Below are 20586 nucleotides of genomic sequence, written 5' to 3'. Positions count from 1 at the left end.
GCCACTGTCTACCAGGCGTGCGTAGACACTGTCTACGCCCGGTCGGATCCCGCGTAGACAGCGTCTGCCCCGGCATCCGCCCCGGGAATGCGCGCGACCCGTACGCCGGTTGACCCAGGCATGACTCAGGACGCGACGCAGAACGCACTGCTCGGGCTGCTCTCCGAGGGCCACGGCGGGGTGCTGGTCACCCTCAAACGCGACGGTCGGCCCCAGCTGTCGAACGTCAGCCACGCCTACTACCCGGACGAGCGGATCATCCGCATCTCGATCACCGACGGCCGCGCCAAGACCCGCAACCTGCGGCGCGACCCGAGGGCGTCGTACCACGTCACGGGCGCCGACCGCCGCGCGTACACCGTCGCCGAGGGGACGGCCGAGCTCTCCCCGGTCGCACAGGACCCCTACGACGAGACGGTCGAGGAACTCGTCCGGCTCTACCGCGACGTCCAGGGCGAACACCCCGACTGGGACGACTACCGGTCCGCGATGGTCCGGGACCGGCGGATCGTGCTGCGGGTGAAGGTGGAACGGGCCTACGGGATTCCGGCGGGGACGAACCGGGGCTGACGGCGCGGAGCGCGACCGGCCGACGACGAGCGGCGGCCACTCCGCGCGTACCGGCCGCCCCTGAATCCGGCCGGTACGCGCGGAGCCCTCCCTCCCCGGTCCTGCGGTACGCGTGACGGGTCTGTTCTTTTCCGCTCTGTTCTTTTCTGCTCGTTCCGGCCGATGTTCTTGCTGAAAACGTCAGCTGTCAACGGGGACGACAGGTTTCGCACGGTCCTAGGACCCGGGGCGCAGGGCCCACGACCGATGGCCCCGCGATCACCCGCTGCCTAGGCTGACGGGGACGTCGCCGCAGCTCAGGAAGAGGTCACGATGCCCGTCAACGGCCGCAGCCACATCCGTCTCGCCCGCCCGTCCCGCGACCTCGCGGCGGCCGAGCGATTCTGGACCGACGGACTCGGTCTCGCCGTCGTATGGCGGGCCGAGGGCGGTACCGAACCGGGCCACCACGATCTGCTCATGCTCGGCTGGCCCGACGCCGACTGGCATCTGGAACTCGTCCACGAGGCCGCCCACCCCGTCGAGCCCCGGCCCACCGAGGAGGACCTCCTGGTGCTCTACGTCGACGGGCCCGTGCCCGAGGACCTGGTCGACCGGCTCGCACGGCACGGCGGCAAGCGGGTCGCCTCGCCCAACCCCTACTGGAACGAGTGGGGCGTGACGATCGAGGACCCGGACGGCTACCGGCTGGTGCTGTGCGAGCGGGCCTGGTCGAACACCTAGCGGGCCGGCCCCGGCGTAAGACAGGACCGGCCCCACTCCGCGGCGCGCTCAGGCGCCGACGTACTCCGCGAGGTGCTCGCCCGTGAGGGTGGAGCGGTCCGCGATCAGGTCGGCCGGGGTGCCCTCGAAGACGATCCGGCCGCCGTCGTGGCCCGCGCCGGGGCCGAGGTCGATGATCCAGTCGGCGTGCGCCATGACCGCCTGGTGGTGCTCGATGACGACGACCGACTTGCCGGAGTCCACCAACCGGTCGAGCAGGCCCAGCAGTTGCTGCACATCGGCGAGATGCAGTCCGGTGGTCGGCTCGTCGAGGATGTAGACCCCGCCCTTCTCGCCCATGTGGGTGGCCAGCTTCAGCCGCTGCCGCTCTCCGCCGGACAGGGTCGTCAGCGGCTGCCCGAGGGTGAGATAGCCGAGCCCGACGTCCGCGAGCCGCTCCAGGATCCGGTGCGCGGCCGGCGTACGCGCCTCGCCCGCCCCGAAGAACTCCACCGCCTCCGACACCGGCATCGCGAGCACCTCGCTGATGTCACGGCCGCCGAGGTGGTACTCCAGGACCGCCGCCTGGAACCGCTTGCCCTCGCACTCCTCACAGGTCGAGGCGACCCCGGCCATCATCGCCAGGTCGGTGTAGACGACCCCGGCGCCGTTGCACGTGGGGCAGGCGCCCTCGGAGTTGGCGCTGAACAGGGCCGGCTTCACCCCGTTGGCCTTGGCGAACGCCTTGCGGATCGGCTCCAACAGCCCTGTGTACGTCGCCGGGTTGCTGCGCCGCGAGCCGCGGATCCCCGTCTGGTCGACCGTGACCACCCCGTCCTGCCCGGACACCGAGCCGTGGATCAGGGAGCTCTTGCCGGACCCGGCGACCCCGGTGACGACGACCAGCGTGCCGAGCGGGATGTCGACGTCGACGTCCTGGAGGTTGTTGGTCCCGGCGCCGCGCACCGCCAGCACGCCCGAGGGCTCGCGCACCGACTTCTTCAGCGAGGCCCGGTCGTCCAGGTGCCGTCCGGTGAGCGTGTCGCTCGCCCGCAGTCCCTCGACGGTGCCCTCGAAGACCACCTCGCCGCCCGCGGTACCGGCGTGCGGACCGAGGTCCACGACATGGTCGGCGATCTCGATGGCCTCCGGCTTGTGCTCGACGACCAGCACGGTGTTGCCCTTGTCGCGCAGTTGGAGGAGCAGTTCGTTCATCCGGCGGATGTCGTGCGGGTGCAGCCCGATCGTCGGCTCGTCGAAGACGTACGTCACATCGGTGAGGGAGGAGCCGAGATGGCGGATCATCTTGGTGCGCTGGGCCTCGCCGCCCGAGAGGGTGCCCGAGGGGCGGTCGAGGCTGAGGTAGCCGAGGCCGATCTCCACGAACGAGTCCAGCGAGTGCCCGAGCGAGGCCAGCAGCGGCGCCACGGACGCGTCCTTCAACTCGCCCACCCAGGCGGCCAGATCGTCGATCTGCATCGCGCAGACGTCGGCGATGTTCTTCCCCTTGATCTTCGACGAGCGCGCCTCCGCGCTGAGCCGGGTGCCCTCGCACTCGGGGCAGGTCTGGAAGGTCACCGCCCGCTCCACGAAGGCGCGGATGTGCGGCTGGAGGGCGTCGACGTCCTTGGAGAGGAACGACTTCTGGATCTTGGGGACCAGCCCCTCGTACGTCAGGTTGATCCCCTCGACCTTGATCTTGGTCGGCTCCTTGTAGAGCAGGTCGTGCAGTTCCCGCTTGTTGAACCTGCGGATCGGCTTGTCCGGGTCGAAGAAGCCGCAGCCGCGGTAGATGCGGCCGTACCAGCCGTCCATGCTGTAGCCCGGGATGGTCAGCGCGCCCTCGTTGAGCGACAGGCTCTCGTCGTACAGCGCCGTGAGGTCGAAGTCGCTGACCGAGCCCATGCCCTCGCAGCGCGGACACATGCCGCCGAGCCGGTGGAAGGTGGCCTTCTCCGCCTTGGTCTTGCCGCCGCGCTCCACGGTGATCGCACCGCTCGCCGACACCGAGGGGACGTTGAAGGAGTACGCGTTGGGCGGGCCGATGTGCGGGCTGCCGAGCCGGCTGAAGAGGATCCGCAGCATCGCGTTGACGTCGGTGACGGTGCCGACGGTCGAGCGGGCGTTGGCGCCCATCCGCTCCTGGTCGACGATGATCGCCGTGGTCAGACCGTCCAGTACGTCGACCTCGGGCCGCGCCAGCGTCGGCATGAAGCCCTGTACGAAGGCGCTGTACGTCTCGTTGATCAGCCGCTGAGACTCGGCGGCGATCGTGTCGAACACCAGCGAGCTCTTGCCCGAGCCGGAGACGCCGGTGAACACCGTCAGCCTGCGTTTGGGGATCTCGATACTGACGTCTTTCAGATTGTTCTCGCGCGCGCCGTGCACGCGGATCAGATCGTGGCTGTCGGCGGGGTGCGACGCGGGCGACTGGGCGTTCGTCCTCTTGCTGGCCATGCTGACTGTTCTCCATCGTTCGGTTCGATCTCACCGGCTGGGAGCATTAGGTCTGATTTCGCCGCGGGAACAAAGCGTTCCGCCTCGTTTCGGGCCCGGTCAGTCGCGTTCCCGGATGCGGACGAGGTTTCCGGCGGGGTCACGGAAGGCGCAGTCCCGCACGCCCCAGGGCCGCAGAATCGGCTCCTGCACCACATCGGCGGCCGCCTGGAGCCGGTCGAAGACGGCGTCGAGGTCGTCGGTGGCGAGCACGATGCCCGCGTAGGTGCCCTTGGCCATCATCGCGGAGATCGTGCGGCGCTCGTCGTCGGTGAGGTCGCCGTCGACGCCCGGCGGATGCAGCACGACCGAGGTGTCCGGACTGCCGACGGGACCGACCGTGAGCCGGCGCACCGAGCCCTCGCCGACTTCGCCGCGCACCTCGAAACCGAGCAGATCGCGGTAGAAGGCCAGCGCCGCGTCCGGGTCGTCCTGCGGGAGGAAGCTCGCGTGAAGGGTGAGGTCCATGGACTTCACGCTAGGCGCGGTCCCCGGGCGGCCGCTTCTCGAAAACTGACGGTTCCCCGGCGGCCAGGTCGTGGCAGAGTCGGCCCATGGAACGGACGCCACTGCTGACCGCCGAGGAGTACGACGCCGTACGCACCGCCGTCCTGGCCGGGGCCGACGGACGGTCCACTCTCAACTCCCTGCTCGCCGGATGGGACGACCTGGTGTCGGACGTGGAGGAGGGTTACGGCTGGAGCAGGCCGGAGCTGTCGAACGACCTGTGGTGTCGAGGCGCACTGGCCCGCGTCTGGCCACGGCTGCCCGAGCGGGTACGAGCGCTGCGGCAGCCCGAGCTCGACGCCTGCGACGACCGCTTCCGTGCCGCGACCGTCCCCTGGCCCGACCGCGCCGAGGGCGGGCGGTGGTGGGACCGGCGTATTCCGAGGAGGCTCGAGACCGAGGCGGGGCAGCCCCGGCGGCAGGGCTGGCCGATGGGCTGGGACATGATGCCGTTCCCCAAGCCGGACGAGGTCGACGTGGTCGAGTGACGCCCTTGCGCCCGCCGGTCGTCGGCCTGCCCGAGCGACGCCCCTGCGCGCACCGGACGCCGACATGCCCGAGTCCCCGGAGCCCTTGCGGCGTCCGGGGACTCGGGAGTCCGGCAAGGGGGTTCAGGCGGTGACGGTCTCCCGCTCCGCCGTCGTCTTCGGCGCGCGCTCGCCGAGCAGCTCCGTCGGGATGCTGTGGGTCTCGCGGGCGGTGAGGGCGGCGATGACCGGCGGGACGCACAGGGCGGCCGTGAACAGGGCGACCGCCGACCAGTCGTCGCCGTCGGGACCCGCGATCTGCGCGGCGAAGGTGACCGCGAAACCGGCCACGGCGAAGCCGATCTGGGTGCCGATCGCCATGCCCGACAGCCGGACCCGGGTCGAGAACATCTCGCCGTAGAAGGACGGCCAGACACCGTTCGCGGCGCTGTAGACGACACCGAAGGCGACGATGCCGAGCACCAGGATCAGCGGGTAGTTGCCCGTGGAGATCGCCCAGAGGTACACGAACATCGCGATCGCGCTGCCGACCGCGCCGATCAGATAGACGGGACGGCGGCCGATGCGGTCCGAGAGCGTGGCCCAGGCCGGGATCGCGCCGAGGGCGACCAGGTTGGCCAGCGCGCCCACCCACAGCATCGAGGACCGGCTCATCCCGACCGAGTCGCTGGTCGCGTACGCCAGCGCCCACACCGTGAAGATCGTCGAGACCGAGGCGATCAGCGCGCCCGCGACCACCCGCAGAACGTCCGCCCAGTGGTTGCGGGCGAGGATCGCGAGCGGCATCTTCACGACGCCCTCGGTGGCGTTCTGCTGCTCGAAGGCCGGAGTCTCCTCCAGCTTGCGGCGGATGACATAGCCGACGACCGCGACGGCGATGCTCAGGAAGAACGGGATCCGCCAGCCCCAGGAGAGCAGCTGGTCCTCGGGGAGCGCGGCGATCGGGATGAAGGCCAGCGTGGCGAGGAGCTGACCGCCCTGGGTGCCGCTGAGGGTGAAGCTGGTGAAGAAGCCGCGCCGGTTCGGCGGCGCGTGTTCCAGCGTCATGGAATTCGCGCTCGCCTGCTCACCGGCGGCGGAGATGCCCTGCAGGACACGGCACAGCACCAGCAGCACCGGGGCGAGGGTGCCGACCTGGTCGCGGGTGGGCAGACAGCCGATGAGGAACGTCGACAGGCCCATCAGGATCAGCGTGAAGACCATGATCTTCTTGCGGCCGACCTTGTCGCCGAAGTGGCCGAGGAACAGCGCGCCGATCGGCCGGGCGGCGTAGGCCACACCGAACGTGGCCAGGGACAGCAGGGTCGCGGTGGCCGGGTCGGACTCGTCGAAGAAGACCTTCGGGAAGATCAGCGCGGCTGCGGATCCGTAGATGAAGAAGTCGTAGTACTCCAGCGCGCTGCCGATCCAGGCAGCGGTCGCCGCCTTTTTCGGCTGCCCGACGGCTTCGGCGGGGACGGACACGGGCGTGCTCCTTCGAGGGAACTCCAACGTAGGCGGAGTGAGCGGCGGGGAGGAAGTGCCGATTCCCGGGGGGTGACGGGGTCGGCCGGGCCGGGTGTGCAGATCGATCGCTGCCCGGTTAATTAACCCACTGGATAGTTAGTAGCGGTTGGCTACGGATGTTGCGCGCACATTTCCCGCCTGTCAAGAGGTCCCGTCGGACGACCTCGGGCGCCGCTCAGTGAGTCGCGCGGTCTGCCGTGAGGTAGGCGATCACCATGTCGCCCAGCATGTTCCGGTAGTGCTCGCGCTGCGCAGGGTCGATCAGGTCGCGGCCGAACAGGGCGCCGAAGGTGTGCCGGTTGGCGACCCGGAAGAAGCAGAAGGAGCTGATCATCGCGTGCAGGTCGACGGCGTCCACGTCGGCCGTGAACAGACCGGACTGCTGCCCCGACTCCAGGATCCGGCGGATCACGTCGAGGGCGGGGGAGCCCATCCTGCCGAGGCTCTCGGAGGCGGCGATGTGCTCGGCCTCGTGGATGTTCTCGATGCTGACCAGGCGGATGAAGTCGGGGTGCTGCTCGTGGTGGTCGAAGGTGACCTCGGCCAACTTGCGGATGGCCGCGACCGGGTCCAGGTGCTCGACGTCCAGCTCCTGCTCGGCCTCCCGGATCACGCCGTACGCCCGCTCCAGGACGGCCGTGAACAGCTGCTCCTTGCCGCCGAAGTAGTAGTAGATCATCCGCTTCGTGGTGCGTGTCCGCGCGGCGATGTCGTCGACGCGGGCCCCGGCGAAGCCGGCCCGGGCGAACTCGTGGGTCGCGACGTCCAGGATCTCGGCCTTGGTGCGCGCGGCGTCACGGATGCGCCCGCCGGGTCGTACCGGTTCTTCGACGCTGGTCATCGGGTTCCTTCGGGTGTGCGGCCAGTGCCGCGATTCTAGAAGCCTCTTCGCCGGGCGGGGCGCCGGTCGGGCGCCGGGCGGGCGTCGCTCGGGCGGGGAGGGCTTCCCAAGCGTGCTTTCCGGGTGCTATGACTAACTCACTAGTTCGTACATTAGTGAGCCGCTCAGGAGGTCCGCCGTGGCCAAGGACTCGTATCTCGTCGGGTTGATCGGCGCGGGCATCGGCCCCTCGCTCAGCCCGGCCCTGCACGAGCGGGAGGCCGACCGCCAGGGTCTGCGCTATCTGTACCGGCTCCTCGACATCGACGTCCTCGGCGTTCGCCCCGAGGCGGTCGGCGACCTGCTGCGGTCCGCCCGGGACACGGGCTACGACGGGCTCAACATCACCCACCCCTGCAAGCAGCTCGTCATCGAGCACCTCGACGCGCTCTCCCCGCAGGCCGAGGCGCTCGGCGCGGTCAACACGGTCGTGTTCGAGGACGGCAGGGCCATCGGCCACAACACCGACGTCACCGGCTTCGCCGCCTCCTTCGCCCGTGGCCTGCCCGACGTACCGCTGGAGCGGGTCGTCCAGCTCGGCGCGGGCGGCGCGGGCGCGGCCGTCGCACACGCCACGCTCACCCTGGGCGCCGGGCGGGTCACCGTGGTCGACGCGCTGGCCGACCGGGCCGCGGACCTCGCCGCCTCCCTGAACCGCCACTTCGGCGAGGGCCGGGCGGCCCACGCGAGCCCGGACCGGCTGCCGGAGCTGCTCGCGAGCGCCCACGGGACCGGCGGCCTGGTCCACGCGACCCCCACCGGAATGGCCGCCCATCCCGGCCTTCCCTTCCCGGCCGAACTCCTCCACCCGGACCTGTGGGTCGCCGAGGTCGTCTACCGTCCGCTGGACACGGAACTCCTGCGCACCGCCCGCGCGATCGGCTGCGCCACCCTGGACGGGGGCGGCATGGCCGTGTTCCAGGCCGTGGACGCGTTCCGTCTCTTCACCGGTCGCGAGCCCGACAGCGCGCGGATGCTCGCCGACATCGCCGAGCTGGCCGGCGCCGTCGGAACCCCGAAGTAGAGAGAGGTACCGCCGTGCGTACGTCCATCGCCACCGTCTCCCTCAGCGGATCCCTCACCGAGAAGCTCACCGCCGCCTCCCGGGCCGGCTTCGACGGAGTGGAGATCTTCGAGAACGACCTCCTGGCCAGCCCCCTCGCCCCCGAGGAGATCCGCGCCCGCTGCGCCGACCTCGGCCTCACCATCGACCTCTACCAGCCGATGCGGGACATGGAGGCGGTCCCCGAGGAGCAGTTCGCGCACAATCTGCGCCGCGCCCGCCACAAGTTCGAGCTGATGCGCCGGCTCGGCACCGACACGGTCCTGGTCTGCTCCAGCGTCCACCCCCTCGCCGTGGACGACGACGCGCTCGCCGCCGGGCAACTGGCCCGACTGGCCGATGTGGCAACGGAGTTCGGAATCAGGGTCGCCTACGAGGCACTCGCCTGGGGCCGGCACGTGAGCACGTACGACCACGCCTGGCAGATCGTCCGGGCGGCCGACCACCCGGCTCTCGGCACCTGCCTGGACAGTTTCCACATCCTCTCCAGAGACTCTGAACCGAAGAGCCTCGAAGGCATTGCGGACATCCCCGGCGAGAAGATCTTCTTCCTCCAGCTCGCCGACGCCCCGCTGCTCGCGATGGACGTCCTGCAGTGGAGCCGCCACTACCGCTGCTTCCCGGGCCAGGGTGGATTCGATGTGCCGGATCTCGTACGCCGTGTATTGCATACGGGCTACGACGGTCCGCTCTCCCTGGAGGTCTTCAACGACGTCTACCGCCAGGCCGAGGCCGGCCCGACCGCCGTCGACGCGCACCGCTCCCTCCTGCTGCTCCAGGAGACGGTCGGTGTGACGGCCCCGCCCGCCGCCGTCGTCCCCACCGGCGTCGCCTTCGCCGAGCTGGTCACGCCCGACGCCGAGCCGGTCTCCGCGCTGCTCGGCGCGCTGGGGTTCGCCCGTACGGCACGTCATCGCAGCAAGCCGGTGGACCTGTGGCAGCAGGGCGAGGCCCGGCTGCTGGTCAACACCGGACCGGCCGGCCGCCGCGACGGCACGGGACTGGCCGCGATCGGCCTGGAGTCCCCGGATCCGACCAGCGCAGCCCGCCGCGCCGAGGCCCTGCTGGCGCCGGTCCTGCCGCGCCGCCGCGCCGCCGACGACGCCCCGCTGGACGCGGTGGCGGCACCCGACGGCACCGAGCTCTTCTTCTGCGCCACGGACCGGGCCGAACTGCCCAACTGGCGCGCCGACTTCGCCGACGTACCGCACCAACCGGCCCCGGCCGGCGGTGTCCGGCGCATCGACCATCTCGCCCTCGTGCAGCCCTGGCACCAGTTCGACGAGGCGGCGCTGTTCCACCGCAGTGTGCTCGGGCTGCACGCCCAGGAGAGCGTGGACGTCGCCGACCCGTACGGTCTGATGCGCAGCCGGGCGGTCACCAACGCCGACGGCAGCGTCCGTATCGCGCTGAGCGTCGGCGCGGCACCCGCGGACGACACCGTGCACGCCCAGCACATCGCGTTCGCCACGGACGACGTGGTCGCGGCGGCCCGCCGCTTCCGGGACGCGGGCGGCCGGATGCTGCCGATCCCCGCCAACTACTACGACGACCTCGCCGCCCGCTTCGAGTTCACCGACGGCGAGCTGGAGACCTACCGCGACCTCGGCATTCTCTACGACCGTGACGCGTACGGCGAGTTCCGCCACTGCTACACCCGCACGGTCGGCCGGGTCTTCTTCGAACTGGTCCAGCGCGACGGCTACCGCGGCTACGGCGCCCAGAACGCGCCGGTGCGACTGGCGGCGATGCACTCGGTGCGGGCGGTCACTGGCGGCTGACGGTTCGCGTGATGCCGGCGAACACGGTGGTGGCCAGGATCCAGCCGGCGACGGTGAGGGCGTAGGCCAGGCCCTGGTACCAGCCGCGCGGGGCGAACGCCCCTTCCTGGCCGAACGAGATCACCGGCAGCAGCAGGTCGAGCGTGTAGAAGACGGGGTTGAAGCCGGGGTGCTCGGAGGCCTTGAGCGGGGGCGGCTCGTGGAGGGCGTACGCGGTGGAGCCGACGGCGAGCAGAGACAGCAGCCACACCCCGGCGAGCGTCGGGCGGAAGCCGTAGCCGACGGTCGCCTCTTGGAGGTGTCCCCAGATCCTGGCGTACCAGGGGAGGGTGCGGCGGTGTCTGCGGAGTTTGGCGAGTTGGACGACACGGGCCGCCCGGTCGTCGCCGGCAAGGCGGTAGGCGGCGGTCAACTGCTCGTAGGCGTGCGGGACATAGCCGTCATGGTCGTTCGCCAGCATCGGCAGTCGCCGCTCGGCCGGGTGGTGGGGGTTGAGTGTCGTGTAGGTGAGGTTGCCGAGACACACCTCACCCGGGAGCACCTCGGGTTCGAAGCTGAGGACGTCGATGTGGGAGCGCCGCAGGTTCAGGATGCCTTCGATCGGCGCGCTGCCGTACAACCACAGCTCTCCGATGGTGCTGCTGCTGGCCCGGAGCGCCGTGCCGCCGGGGTTCGACAGCCGGGAGCCCGACAGATCGAGCCGACCCGCGATGCGTGCGCCGCGCATTTCGATCCTGCCGCGTGCGCGCAGACCGCGTGCGTGGACATCGGCGTTGGCGTCGAGTGATTCCGCGCTGAGCGCGATGGCGCCGGGGTGGTGGAACTCGGCGGACTCGAGGTTGACCTTCCCGGCGATCACGGCCCCGGAGAGCCGTGTCTCGCCGTGCACACACAGGTGGGGGGCCCAGAAGTCATGGCCGATGGACGACTGGTTGAGCTGCAGCGCCGGTATCGCGGCGCTCGGGGCGTCGATGTCGGCGTGATCCAGGAAGACGGCACCGGCTATCTGCGTCCCTCCGAGTTTCACCGGGCCCCGTGACCGGCATCTCGTCAGGCGCAGCGCGGCGTCGATCCGGGAACTGCCGAGCGTCAGGGAGGGGAAGACCGAGCTGCTCAGATTGAGTTGGCGCAGCCGGGAGCTGTACAGGTCGAGGGCTTCGTCGAAGTAGCAGTGGCTCAGCCGGGCGGCGTGCTCGACCGTCGCGTAGATGAGGTCCAGCGCTCCTGTGATCCGGGCGCCCGCGAGCCGGAGGGCGGCCACCTTGCCCGGTTCCTGTGGCCCGTCGAGGAGGAGCGTCTTCAACACAGCGGCCCGGACCGTGCGTTCGGGCCCCCAGTCCGCCCCGGCCACGGCGTCCTCGTCGTCCCTTTCACGGAAGTCGACCGCCTCGCCGCGCGGGAACGCCTCCCGCACCCTCGTCTCGGCCGGCGTCAGATCGGTGATCTCCATCAACCCGGGACTCTAGTCCCACCACTCCGTGTGCACCTGCCGGGCTCGATGCCTCTACGCCAGTCGACCCGTTTCGTCCGGGCGGGATGGTCCGACTTTCGGGACGGGCGGATACGGCATCGGCGCACCGAACTTGACGGGGCGTCGGCCTGGCTCTGCACTGGCCGGAGACCGGGCGGACCGCCCGCGACGGGGGAGGAGCGAAGGTGAACCAGAGCACGCGCGCGCCACAGACGATCGGGGAACTGCGCAGACTGCTGCGGGAGTTGGGCGATCCCTGGACGGTCGATCCCGGGCTCCTGGACGACGATCCGCTGCCGGACCCGCCCCGAGGCGCCCTCACCGAGGACGAGGCACCGGAGGCCGTGCGGCTCACGACCCTGCCGCAGGAGGCGGACCTGCTCGACGTGTTGAGCGCGCAGCCGCCCGCCAACCCCGAACTCCGGGCCCGCTGGCGGGAACTCGGACTGCTGCCGCCGGAGGAGGGTGAGGCGTCATGACCAACGTCGACTGGCGCTCACGCTTCGGGCGCGGCTGGATCACCAGCGTCCGCGACCAGGGCGGTTCGCAGAACTGCTGGGCGTTCGCGACGACGGCCCTGTACGAGGCGATGATCCGTATCGAACACCTGCTGTGGACCCGGCGCTCCGAGGGAGACCTGGCGCGAGGCACCGGAAAGCAGGCGTGGGACCTGGGCAACATCGGCGAAGGCACGATCTTCGTCGAGCGGTACGGGCTGGCCGACCCGGATTGCTTCCCCTGGGGCGAGGCCGCGTCCCTGTACACGGCCAAGCCGCACGGCGGGGACCTGCGGGCCACCCCGCTCTCCACCACCCCGGACCGCTCGGGCCGGACCATGCGGATCGCTCCGGGCGCGACCGTGACGCTCGGCGACGCGGCGCAGAAGCGGCAGTGGATCGACCTGGTGGGCCCGATGGCCACCGTGGTGGTCCCGCCGGCCGACTTCGGCAGCCTGCGCGACGGCGTCTACCGGCCGACCACGAGCGTCCTCGGTGGCGCGCACGCCCTGCTCGTCGTCGGCTTCAACGACGACGAGCGGTACTGGATCGTCAAGAACTCCTGGGGCACCGGCTGGGGCGTCGACGGGTTCGGCCGGGTCTCCTACGACGCCGGACTGCTGGAGAACGCCGGGTTCACCGGCCTGCGCGGCACCAACCCGGACCCGTGGGCGAAACGGCGGCTGCGCAACGGCGTACTCGTCCAGGGCGGCAACGGGGCACTGCGCAACAACTTCGAGCTGTTCGTGAAGGCCGGCGCCGACATCGACCACTGGTACCGGGAGAACGCCGACTCCAAGGCACCCTGGGCGAGGGTCGGCCGGGTACGGTCGAGCGATGTGTGGCGGGACACCTTCCACGACGACGCGCTCGACTTCCCCGCCGCGGCGCAGAGCACCCTCAACCGGGACTTCGAGCTGGTCTACCGGTCCAGCTACCGCCAGCTGCGGCACGTCTACTACGACCAGTCCGGCGGCCTGTGGAACGACGCCACGCTCTTCGGCCCCCCGGACCCGATCGGCATCCCGGGGTTCATCCAGAGCAACCGCGGTGCCCCCGGTGACTTCGAGGTCGTCGCGGTCACCGGTGACGGCCGCGCCCATCACTGGACCAAGCACAACAGCGCTCCCTGGACCCGCAGCCCGGGCGAGTGGTACGAGCAGCAGACGTTCGGCTCCGGCATCGCCTTCAGCGGTCCCTCGCTCGTGCAGAGCAGGGCCGGTGCGACCGGATCGCCGGAGAACGGACAGGGCGAACTCCACTACGTCTGCACGGTGTCCGGCGGCCGGATGGCCCACTTCCGACGGGCCTCCACCGCCACGTCCGCGCAGTGGGCACAGACCGCCACCTTCGGCGACAACGTCACCGAGGCGCCCTGCCTGATCGAGGGGACGTACGGCGCCGGAAACGACGCGGGAGTCGGCAACTTCGAACTCTGCGTCCCGGTGGCCGGCGGGCGCATCGAGCACTGGTGGCGCCACAACGCCTCGCAGGGGGAATGGAACCGCTCGGCGGTCTTCGGCGCCGACGTCCGCAGAGTCCTCGGGCTGCTGCAGAGCACGTACGCGACCAACCTGGAGCTGATCGCGGAACGCGTCGACGGTCGCTGCCAGCACTACTGGAGGGACGGCGCCGGCTGGCACGCGGGCCCGGTCATCACATGACCGCACCCCGGTGACCTCGCACCGCTCTGGGCCGCGGACGATCGCCCGCGGCCCGGAGCGTCGGCTCGCGGGCCGACGCCGGCGTCGTCGCCCCGGCCACCACGGGCTACGCCCTGGTGTTCCACTCGGCGACCACCGGTCGGCCATGTTCCGTGGACAATCGGCTCACCGTGCCCGTCGCCAGCTGGAACAGTCGTCCGTCAGCCGGCTCCAGGCCCAGTCGGCGAGCCGTCAGCACCCGCAGGAAGTGGGCGTGGGCCACGAGGATCACGTCTCCGTCGGGCAGGGCCGTGTCCACTCGGGCCAGGACCCGGTCGGCGCGTGCTCCGACCTCGGTGGGTGACTCGCCGGGGTGTCCCTCGGGGCCGGGCGGGACGCCGTCGGTCCACAGGTACCAGTCGGGGCGGGTGCGGTGGATGTCGACGGTGGTGACGCCTTCGTAGCCGCCGTAGTCCCACTCGTGGAGGTCGTCGTAGGGCAACACCCCGGTCAGGCCCGCGAGTTCGGCGGTGCGTATCGCGCGGCTCAGCGGACTGCTGAGCGCGAGTGCGAAGGTCCGTCCGGAGAGGTACGGGGCGAGGGACTTGGCCTGTTCCTCGCCGTGTGCGGTGAGGGGCAGGTCGGTCCAGCTGGTGTGCTGTCCCGACACGCTCCACTCCGTCTCCCCGTGGCGGACCAGCAGGAGGTCCCCCACGACGTTCTACTCCTTCGACTCGACGGCGTGGCCGCCGAACTGGTTGCGCAGCGCCGCGATCATCTTCATCTGCGGTGAGTCGTCCTGTCGGGACGCGAACCGCGCGAAGAGGGAGGCGGTGATCGCCGGGAGCGGTACCGCGTTGTCGATGGCCGCCTCGACGGTCCACCGGCCCTCGCCGGAGTCCTCCGCGTAGCCGCGCAGCTTGTCCAGGTGCTCGTCCTCGCCCAGGGCGTTCACGGCCAGGTCCAGGAGCCAGGACCGGATGACCGTGCCCTCCTGCCAGGAGCGGAACACCTCGCGCACGTCCGTGACGGAGTCGACCTTCTCCAGGAGCTCCCAGCCCTCGGCGTAGGCCTGCATCATCGCGTACTCGATGCCGTTGTGGACCATCTTCGCGAAGTGTCCGGCGCCCACCTTGCCCGCGTGGACGAAGCCGAAGTCACCCTCCGGCTTCAGCGCGTCGAAGACGGGCTGCACCTTCGCGACGTGCTCGGCGTCGCCGCCGACCATGAGCGCGTAGCCGTTCTGCAGACCCCACACACCGCCGGAGACGCCCGCGTCGACGAAGCCGATGCCCTTGGCGCCGAGCTCCTCGGCGTGCTTCTCGTCGTCCGTCCAGCGGGAGTTGCCGCCGTCGACGACCGTGTCACCGGGGGAGAGGAGCTCGCCGAGCTCGTCCACGACCGACTGGGTCGCGGCGCCGGCCGGCACCATCACCCAGACCACGCGCGGTGCTTGGAGCTTGTCGACGAGCTCGGCCAGGCTCGCCACGTCGGAGACCTCGGGGTTGCGGTCGTAGCCGATGACGGTGTGGCCCGCGCGGCGGATCCGCTCGCGCATGTTGCCGCCCATCTTGCCGAGGCCGATCAGGCCGAGCTGCATCGCTGCCATCTCAGTGCACTTCCTTGAGTTCGCGGTAGGCGGCCACGAGGGCGGCCGTGGAGGGGTCCAGACCGGGGACGTCGGCCCCCTCGGTCAGCGCGGGCTCGACCCGCTTGGCGAGCACCTTGCCCAGCTCGACGCCCCACTGGTCGAAGGAGTCGATGTGCCAGACGGCGCCCTGCACGAACACCTTGTGCTCGTACAGCGCGATCAGCTGGCCGAGGACGGAGGGGGTGAGTTCCTTCGCCAGGATCGTCGTCGTGGGGTGGTTGCCCCGGAACGTCTTGTGCGCCACCAGCTCCTCGGGGACGCCCTCCGCGCGGACCTCGTCCGGCGTCTTGCCGAACGCGAGGGCCTGCCCCTGCGCGAACAGGTTGGCCATCAACAGGTCGTGCTGCGCCGCCAGTTCGTCGCTCAGTTCGTCCACGGGCCGGGCGAAGCCGATGAAGTCCGCCGGGATCAGCTTGGTGCCCTGGTGGATCAACTGGTAGTACGCGTGCTGCCCGTTGGTGCCGGGCGTGCCCCACACCACCGGCCCGGTCTGCCAGTCCACGGGCCGTCCGTCGCGCTGCACCGACTTGCCGTTGGACTCCATGTCGAGCTGCTGGAGGTAGGCGGTGAACTTCGACAGGTAGTGGCTGTACGGCAGCACCGCGTGCGACTGGGCGCCCAGGAAGTTGCCGTACCAGATGCCCAACAGGCCCAGCAGCAGCGGGGCGTTGGCCTCGGCGGGCGCGCTGCGGAAGTGCTCGTCGACGATGCGGAAGCCGTCGAGCATCTCGCGGAAGCGGTCCGGGCCGATGGCGATCATCAGGGAGAGACCGATCGCCGAGTCGTAGGAGTAGCGGCCGCCGACCCAGTCCCAGAACTCGAACATGTTGTCCGGGTCGATGCCGAACTCGGTGACCTTGCCGCCGTTCGTCGACAGCGCGACGAAGTGCTTCGCGACGGCCTTGTCCTCCCGCAGCCCGCCGGGGCCCTCCAGGAGCCACGACCGGGCCGAGGTGGCGTTGGTGATCGTCTCGATGGTCGTGAAGGTCTTGGAGGCGACGATGAACAGGGTTTCCGCCGGGTCCAGGTCGCGGACCGCCTCGTGGAGGTCGGAGCCGTCGACGTTGGAGACGAACCGGAAGGTCAACTCCCGTGCCGTGAAGGCGCGGAGCGCCTCGTACGCCATCGCGGGACCGAGGTCGGAGCCGCCGATGCCGATGTTGACGACGTTCCTGATGCGCTTGCCGGTGTGGCCGGTCCACTCGCCGGAACGGACCCGCTCGGCGAAGCGGCCCATCTTGTCCAGCACGGCGTGCACCTGCGGGACGACGTTCTCGCCGTCGACCTCGACGACCGCGTCGGCCGGGGCGCGCAGCGCGGTGTGCAGGACCGCCCGGTCCTCGGTGAGGTTGATCTTCTCACCGCGGAACATGGCGTCGCGCAGGCCGAACACATCGGTGGCGGTGGCCAGTTCCTGGAGCATGGCCAGCGTCTCGTCGGTGACCAGGTGCTTGGAGTAGTCGATCCGCAGATCGCCCACCCGCACGACGTACCGCTCCGCGCGCCCGGGGTCCGTCGCGAACAACTCGCGCAACTGCGCGAGCCCTTCGGCGCGGTGGTCCTCCAGGGCCGTCCACTCGGGGCGCCGCGTCAACAGGGGAGAGTCAGACATGAGCGGGGTTCTCCTTGGTGCCCTCGCCGCGCAGGGCGACGGCGTACATCTCGTCCGCGTCGAGGCGCCTGAGCTCCTCGGCGATGAGTTCGGAGGTGGTGCGGACCTTCAGCGCGAGGGTGCGCGAGGGCTGCCCGGGCAGGGACAGCGTGGCCAGCGGACCCTCGGGGCGGTCGATGACGATCTCGCCGTTCGCGGTGCCCAGCCGGACCGCCGTGACGACCGGACCCGCGGTCACCACCCGGTCCACGGTGACGCCGAGGCGGGCCTCCAGCCAGCGGGCCAGCAGTTCGGCGGCCGGGTTCTCCTCCTCGGCCTCCACGGCGGCCGAGGTGATCTCCGCCTTGGCCTGGTCGAGGGCGGCGGCGAGCATCGAGCGCCACGGGGTGAGACGGGTCCAGGCGAGGTCGGTGTCGCCGGGCGCGTAGGAGTTCACCCGGGTCCCCAGGACCTCCAGGGGGTTCTCGACGGCGTACAGATCGGTGATCCGGCGCTGCGCCAGGGCGCCGAGGGGGTCCTTGGCCGGGTTCTCCGGGGCCTCCACCGGCCACCACACCACGACCGGCGCGTCCGGCAGCAGCAGCGGCAGGACGACCGAGTCGGCGTGGTCGGACACCTCGCCGTAGGTGCGCAGGATCACCGTCTCGCCGGTGCCGGCGTCGGCGCCCACCCGGACCTCGGCGTCCAGCTTGGAGGACTGGCGGTCGCGCGGGGTGCGGGCGTGCCGCTTGATGACGACCAGGGTGCGCGAGGGGTGCTCGTGCGAGGCCTCCTCGGCCGCCTTGATCGCGTCGTAGGCGTTCTCCTCGTCCGTGACGATGACCATCGTCAGGACCATGCCCACGGCAGGAGTGCCGATGGCGCGGCGGCCCTGCACCAGCGCCTTGTTGATCTTGCTTGCCGTGGTGTCGGTCAGGTCGATCTTCATGGCCTGCGCCAGCTCCGTCCGTCTCGTGCGAGCATCTCGTCGGCTTCCCTCGGACCCCAGCTGCCCGACGCGTACTGCGCGGGCGTGCCGTGCCGTGCCCAGTACGCCTCGATCGGGTCGAGGATCTTCCAGGACTCTTCCACTTCCTGGTGACGCGGGAACAGGTTGGCGTCGCCCAGGAGGACATCCAGGATGAGCCGCTCGTACGCCTCCGGGCTGGACTCGGTGAACGACTCGCCGTAGGCGAAGTCCATCGACACGTCCCGGATCTCCATCGAGGTGCCCGGCACCTTGGATCCGAACCGGACCGTCATGCCCTCGTCGGGCTGGACCCGGATCACGATGGCGTTCTGGCCGAGCTCCTCGGTGGCGGTGGAGTCGAAGGGGGAGTGCGGGGCGCGCTTGAAGACGACCGCGATCTCCGTGACCCGGCGGCCCAGCCGCTTGCCGGTGCGCAGATAGAAGGGGATGCCCGCCCAGCGCCGGTTGTCGACCTCCAGCTTGATGGCCGCGTACGTGTCGGTCTTCGACTGCGGGTCGATGCCCTCCTCCTGGAGGTACCCGGCCACCTTCGCGCCGCCCTGCCAGCCCTCCGCGTACTGCGCCAGCACGGTGTGCTCGCCCAGCTTCTCCGGCAGCCGCACCGACTTGAGCACCTTGAGCTTCTCGGTGAGCAGCGACTCGGCGTCGAAGGCGATCGGCTCCTCCATGGCGGTCAGCGCCATGAGCTGGAGGAGGTGGTTCTGGATGACGTCACGGGCGGCGCCGATGCCGTCGTAGTAGCCGGCCCGGCCGCCGATCCCGATGTCCTCGGCCATCGTGATCTGTACGTGGTCGACGTACGAGCGGTTCCAGATGGGCTCGTACATCTGGTTGGCGAAGCGGAGCGCCAGGATGTTCTGGACGGTCTCCTTGCCGAGGTAGTGGTCGATCCGGAAGACCTGCTCCGGGTCGAACACGTCGTGCACGATCGCGTTGAGTTCCCGCGCGCTGGCGAGGTCGCTGCCGAACGGCTTCTCGATGACCGCACGCCGCCAGGAGCCCTCGGGGGCGTCCGCGAGCCCGTGCTTCTTGAGCTGCTGGACGACCTTGGGGAAGAACTTCGGCGGTACGGAGAGATAGAAGGCGTAGTTGCCGCTCGTACCCCGCGACGCGTCCAACTCGTCGACGGCCTGGCGCAGTTGCTTGAACGCCCGGTCGTCGTCGAAGTCGCCCGGGATGAACCGCATGCCCTCGGCGAGCTGCTGCCAGACCTCCTCACGGAACTCGGTGCGCGCGTGCTCGCGCACCGAGTCGTGCACGACCTGCGCGAAGTCCTGGTCCTCCCAGTCCCGCCGGGCGAACCCGACGAGCGAGAAGCCCGGCGGCAGCATGCCGCGGTTGGCCAGGTCGTACACGGCCGGCATCAGCTTCTTGCGGGACAGGTCACCGGTGACGCCGAAGATGACGAGCCCGGAGGGCCCGGCGATGCGGGGGAGCCGGCGGTCCTGGGGGTGGCGGAGCGGGTTCTCCCACTCGGCCACCTCTTCGGCCGTGATGATCTCGGAGGCCGCCGCGAGGGCCGCGGCGCCGGTCGAGGCGGTCTCCGCGCTTTCCGCGGTCTCTGCGATCTCAGTGGTCTCGGTGGCGGGTGTCTCGGTCATTCCGCGTCCACTCCCTTGCCGTCCAGCGACTTGGTGACGGCGCTCAGCAGGTCGTTCCAGGCCACCTCGAACTTGGCGACGCCCTCGTCCTCCAGCTGCCGCACGACCTCGTCGTAGGAGATCCCGAGAGTCTCTACGGCGGCCAGGTCCGCGCGCGCCTGGGCGTAGCCGCCGGTCACGGTGTCGCCGGTGATCTGGCCGTGGTCGGCGGTGGCGTTCAGCGTCGCCTCCGGCATCGTGTTGACCGTGCCCGGGGCGACCAGCTCGTCGACGTACAGCGTGTCCTTGTACGCGGGGTCCTTGACGCCGGTCGAGGCCCACAGCGGGCGCTGCCTGTTGGCCTTGGCACCGGCGAGGGCGGTGAAGCGCTCACCCGAGAAGATTTCTTCGTACGCCTCGTAGGCGAGCCGCGCGTTGGCGAGGGCCGCCCTGCCCTTGAGGGCGAGCGCCGCGTCCGTGCCGAGGACGGTGAGCCGCTTGTCGATCTCGGAGTCGACGCGGGAGACGAAGAAGGAGGCGACGGAGTGGATGCCGGCGAGGTCGACGCCGTTCGCGGCGGCCTTCTCCAGACCGGCCAGGTAGGCGTCCATGACCTCGCGGTAGCGCTCCAGCGAGAAGATCAGCGTGACGTTGACGCTGATGCCGAGGCCGATGACCTCGGTGATCGCCGGGAGGCCGGCCTTCGTCGCCGGGATCTTGATCATCACGTTGGGGCGGTCGACCAGCCAGGCGAGCTGCTTGGCCTCGGCGATCGTCGCCGCGGTGCGGTGGGCGAGACGGGGGTCGACCTCGATGGAGACCCGGCCGTCACGACCGGCGGTCGCCTCGTACACCGGACGAAGGACGTCGGCGGCGGCGCGGACATCGGCGGTCGTCATCATCCGTACGGCCTCGTCGACCGTCACCCCGCGCACGGCGAGGTCGGTCAGCTGCTCCTCGTACCCCTCTCCCGAGCCGATGGCGGCCTGGAAGATGGACGGGTTGGTGGTGACGCCGACGACGTTGTGGTGCGCGACGAGTTCGGCGAGGTTGCCGGACTCGATGCGCCCGCGCGACAGGTCGTCCAGCCAGATCGATACGCCCTCGGTGGAGAGGCGTTCGAGTGCTCCCGCGGTCGCGGTTGCTTCGGTCACTGTGATCATCTTCTT

The 20586-nt window shown here is 70.4% G+C and carries 18 protein-coding genes; 7 read left to right on the top strand and 11 right to left on the bottom strand.

Translation table 11 applies throughout. The features are described 5' to 3' along the window. Window positions 1-120: 120 nt before the first annotated feature. Window positions 121-570 carry a PPOX class F420-dependent oxidoreductase gene (locus tag ABKA17_RS09980; RefSeq protein ID WP_353691547.1) on the top strand — a complete coding sequence of 150 codons (450 nt, stop codon included), beginning with the start codon at window positions 121-123 and terminating at the stop codon, window positions 568-570. Window positions 571-882: 312 nt separating this feature from the next. Continuing rightward, on the top strand, window positions 883-1293 hold the full coding sequence (locus ABKA17_RS09975) for a VOC family protein (RefSeq protein ID WP_353691546.1): 411 nt from the start codon (window positions 883-885) through the stop codon (window positions 1291-1293). Between the two features lie 48 nt (window positions 1294-1341). Here ABKA17_RS09975 and ABKA17_RS09970 read toward each other — a convergent pair whose 3' ends face one another. Both ABKA17_RS09970 and ABKA17_RS09965 read right to left on the bottom strand, forming a co-directional pair. Further along, the gene (locus ABKA17_RS09970) at window positions 1342-3729 is read right to left on the bottom strand and encodes an ATP-binding cassette domain-containing protein (RefSeq protein WP_353691545.1); all 2388 of its coding nucleotides are present in this window, start codon (window positions 3727-3729) and stop codon (window positions 1342-1344) included. 99 nt (window positions 3730-3828) lie between these two features. Beyond that, a complete protein-coding gene (locus ABKA17_RS09965; RefSeq protein ID WP_353691544.1) occupies window positions 3829-4236 on the bottom strand; it encodes a VOC family protein in 408 nt (135 codons plus the stop codon). An 86-nt stretch (window positions 4237-4322) separates the two neighbouring features. Here ABKA17_RS09965 and ABKA17_RS09960 point away from each other — a divergent pair, with 86 nt between their 5' ends. Next, window positions 4323-4763 (top strand): hypothetical protein, encoded by a 441-nt coding sequence (locus tag ABKA17_RS09960; RefSeq protein WP_353691543.1) that lies wholly within the window; start codon window positions 4323-4325, stop codon window positions 4761-4763. Between the two features lie 123 nt (window positions 4764-4886). On the opposite strand, the gene ABKA17_RS09955 is transcribed toward ABKA17_RS09960, so the two are convergent. Both ABKA17_RS09955 and ABKA17_RS09950 read right to left on the bottom strand, forming a co-directional pair. Next, a complete protein-coding gene (locus ABKA17_RS09955; protein WP_353691542.1) occupies window positions 4887-6227 on the bottom strand; it encodes an MFS transporter in 1341 nt (446 codons plus the stop codon). A 217-nt stretch (window positions 6228-6444) separates the two neighbouring features. Next, entirely contained in the window at window positions 6445-7110 is a 666-nt protein-coding gene (locus ABKA17_RS09950) for a TetR/AcrR family transcriptional regulator (protein WP_353691541.1), read from the bottom strand. A 178-nt stretch (window positions 7111-7288) separates the two neighbouring features. On the opposite strand from ABKA17_RS09950, the gene ABKA17_RS09945 reads away from it, so the two are divergent. Together ABKA17_RS09945 and ABKA17_RS09940 are read left to right on the top strand one after the other, a co-directional pair. Then, window positions 7289-8173, top strand: coding sequence for a shikimate dehydrogenase (locus ABKA17_RS09945; RefSeq protein ID WP_353691540.1), 885 nt, complete (start codon window positions 7289-7291; stop codon window positions 8171-8173). A gap of 14 nt (window positions 8174-8187) precedes the next feature. Then, complete coding sequence (locus tag ABKA17_RS09940) at window positions 8188-9993, top strand: bifunctional sugar phosphate isomerase/epimerase/4-hydroxyphenylpyruvate dioxygenase family protein (protein WP_353691539.1); 1806 nt, start codon at window positions 8188-8190, stop codon at window positions 9991-9993. Here the strand turns inward: ABKA17_RS09940 and ABKA17_RS09935 are convergent. Then, entirely contained in the window at window positions 9980-11443 is a 1464-nt protein-coding gene (locus ABKA17_RS09935; protein ID WP_353691538.1) for a membrane-associated oxidoreductase, read from the bottom strand. The two genes, ABKA17_RS09940 and ABKA17_RS09935, sit on opposite strands and share 14 nt — an antisense overlap. A 206-nt stretch (window positions 11444-11649) precedes the next feature. Here ABKA17_RS09935 and ABKA17_RS09930 point away from each other — a divergent pair, with 206 nt between their 5' ends. Both ABKA17_RS09930 and ABKA17_RS09925 read left to right on the top strand, forming a co-directional pair. After that, window positions 11650-11943 (top strand): hypothetical protein, encoded by a 294-nt coding sequence (locus ABKA17_RS09930; RefSeq protein ID WP_353691537.1) that lies wholly within the window; start codon window positions 11650-11652, stop codon window positions 11941-11943. After that, a complete protein-coding gene (locus tag ABKA17_RS09925; protein WP_353691536.1) occupies window positions 11940-13625 on the top strand; it encodes a C1 family peptidase in 1686 nt (561 codons plus the stop codon). Before ABKA17_RS09930 ends, ABKA17_RS09925 begins: the two co-directional genes overlap by 4 nt. A gap of 106 nt (window positions 13626-13731) precedes the next feature. Here the strand turns inward: ABKA17_RS09925 and ABKA17_RS09920 are convergent, their stop codons facing one another. The 6 genes from ABKA17_RS09920 to tal are packed head-to-tail and all read right to left on the bottom strand — an operon-like array spanning window position 13732 to window position 20580. Beyond that, window positions 13732-14319, bottom strand: coding sequence for a histidine phosphatase family protein (locus ABKA17_RS09920; RefSeq protein WP_353691535.1), 588 nt, complete (start codon window positions 14317-14319; stop codon window positions 13732-13734). Between the two features lie 6 nt (window positions 14320-14325). Then, window positions 14326-15204, bottom strand: a complete 879-nt coding sequence (gene gnd, locus ABKA17_RS09915) for a phosphogluconate dehydrogenase (NAD(+)-dependent, decarboxylating) (protein WP_353691631.1) — start codon at window positions 15202-15204, stop codon at window positions 14326-14328. A gap of 10 nt (window positions 15205-15214) precedes the next feature. Next, window positions 15215-16867, bottom strand: a complete 1653-nt coding sequence (pgi, locus tag ABKA17_RS09910; protein WP_353691534.1) for a glucose-6-phosphate isomerase — start codon at window positions 16865-16867, stop codon at window positions 15215-15217. Then, entirely contained in the window at window positions 16860-17795 is a 936-nt protein-coding gene (gene opcA / locus ABKA17_RS09905) for a glucose-6-phosphate dehydrogenase assembly protein OpcA (RefSeq protein WP_353691533.1), read from the bottom strand. The genes pgi and opcA overlap by 8 nt, the downstream gene beginning before the upstream one ends. Beyond that, the gene (zwf, locus tag ABKA17_RS09900; protein WP_353691532.1) at window positions 17792-19438 is read right to left on the bottom strand and encodes a glucose-6-phosphate dehydrogenase; all 1647 of its coding nucleotides are present in this window, start codon (window positions 19436-19438) and stop codon (window positions 17792-17794) included. Before zwf ends, opcA begins: the two co-directional genes overlap by 4 nt. Then, window positions 19435-20580: a transaldolase gene (gene tal / locus ABKA17_RS09895; RefSeq protein ID WP_353691531.1), complete on the bottom strand. Its 1146-nt coding sequence runs from the start codon at window positions 20578-20580 to the stop codon at window positions 19435-19437. The genes zwf and tal overlap by 4 nt, the downstream gene beginning before the upstream one ends. Window positions 20581-20586: the final 6 nt, after the last annotated feature.

It is taken from the genome of Streptomyces sp. RG80 (assembly GCF_040446465.1).
Taxonomy (GTDB): domain Bacteria; phylum Actinomycetota; class Actinomycetes; order Streptomycetales; family Streptomycetaceae; genus Streptomyces.
Note: the sequence above shows the minus strand (reverse complement) of the source record. Positions and strands in the feature narration are given on the sequence as shown.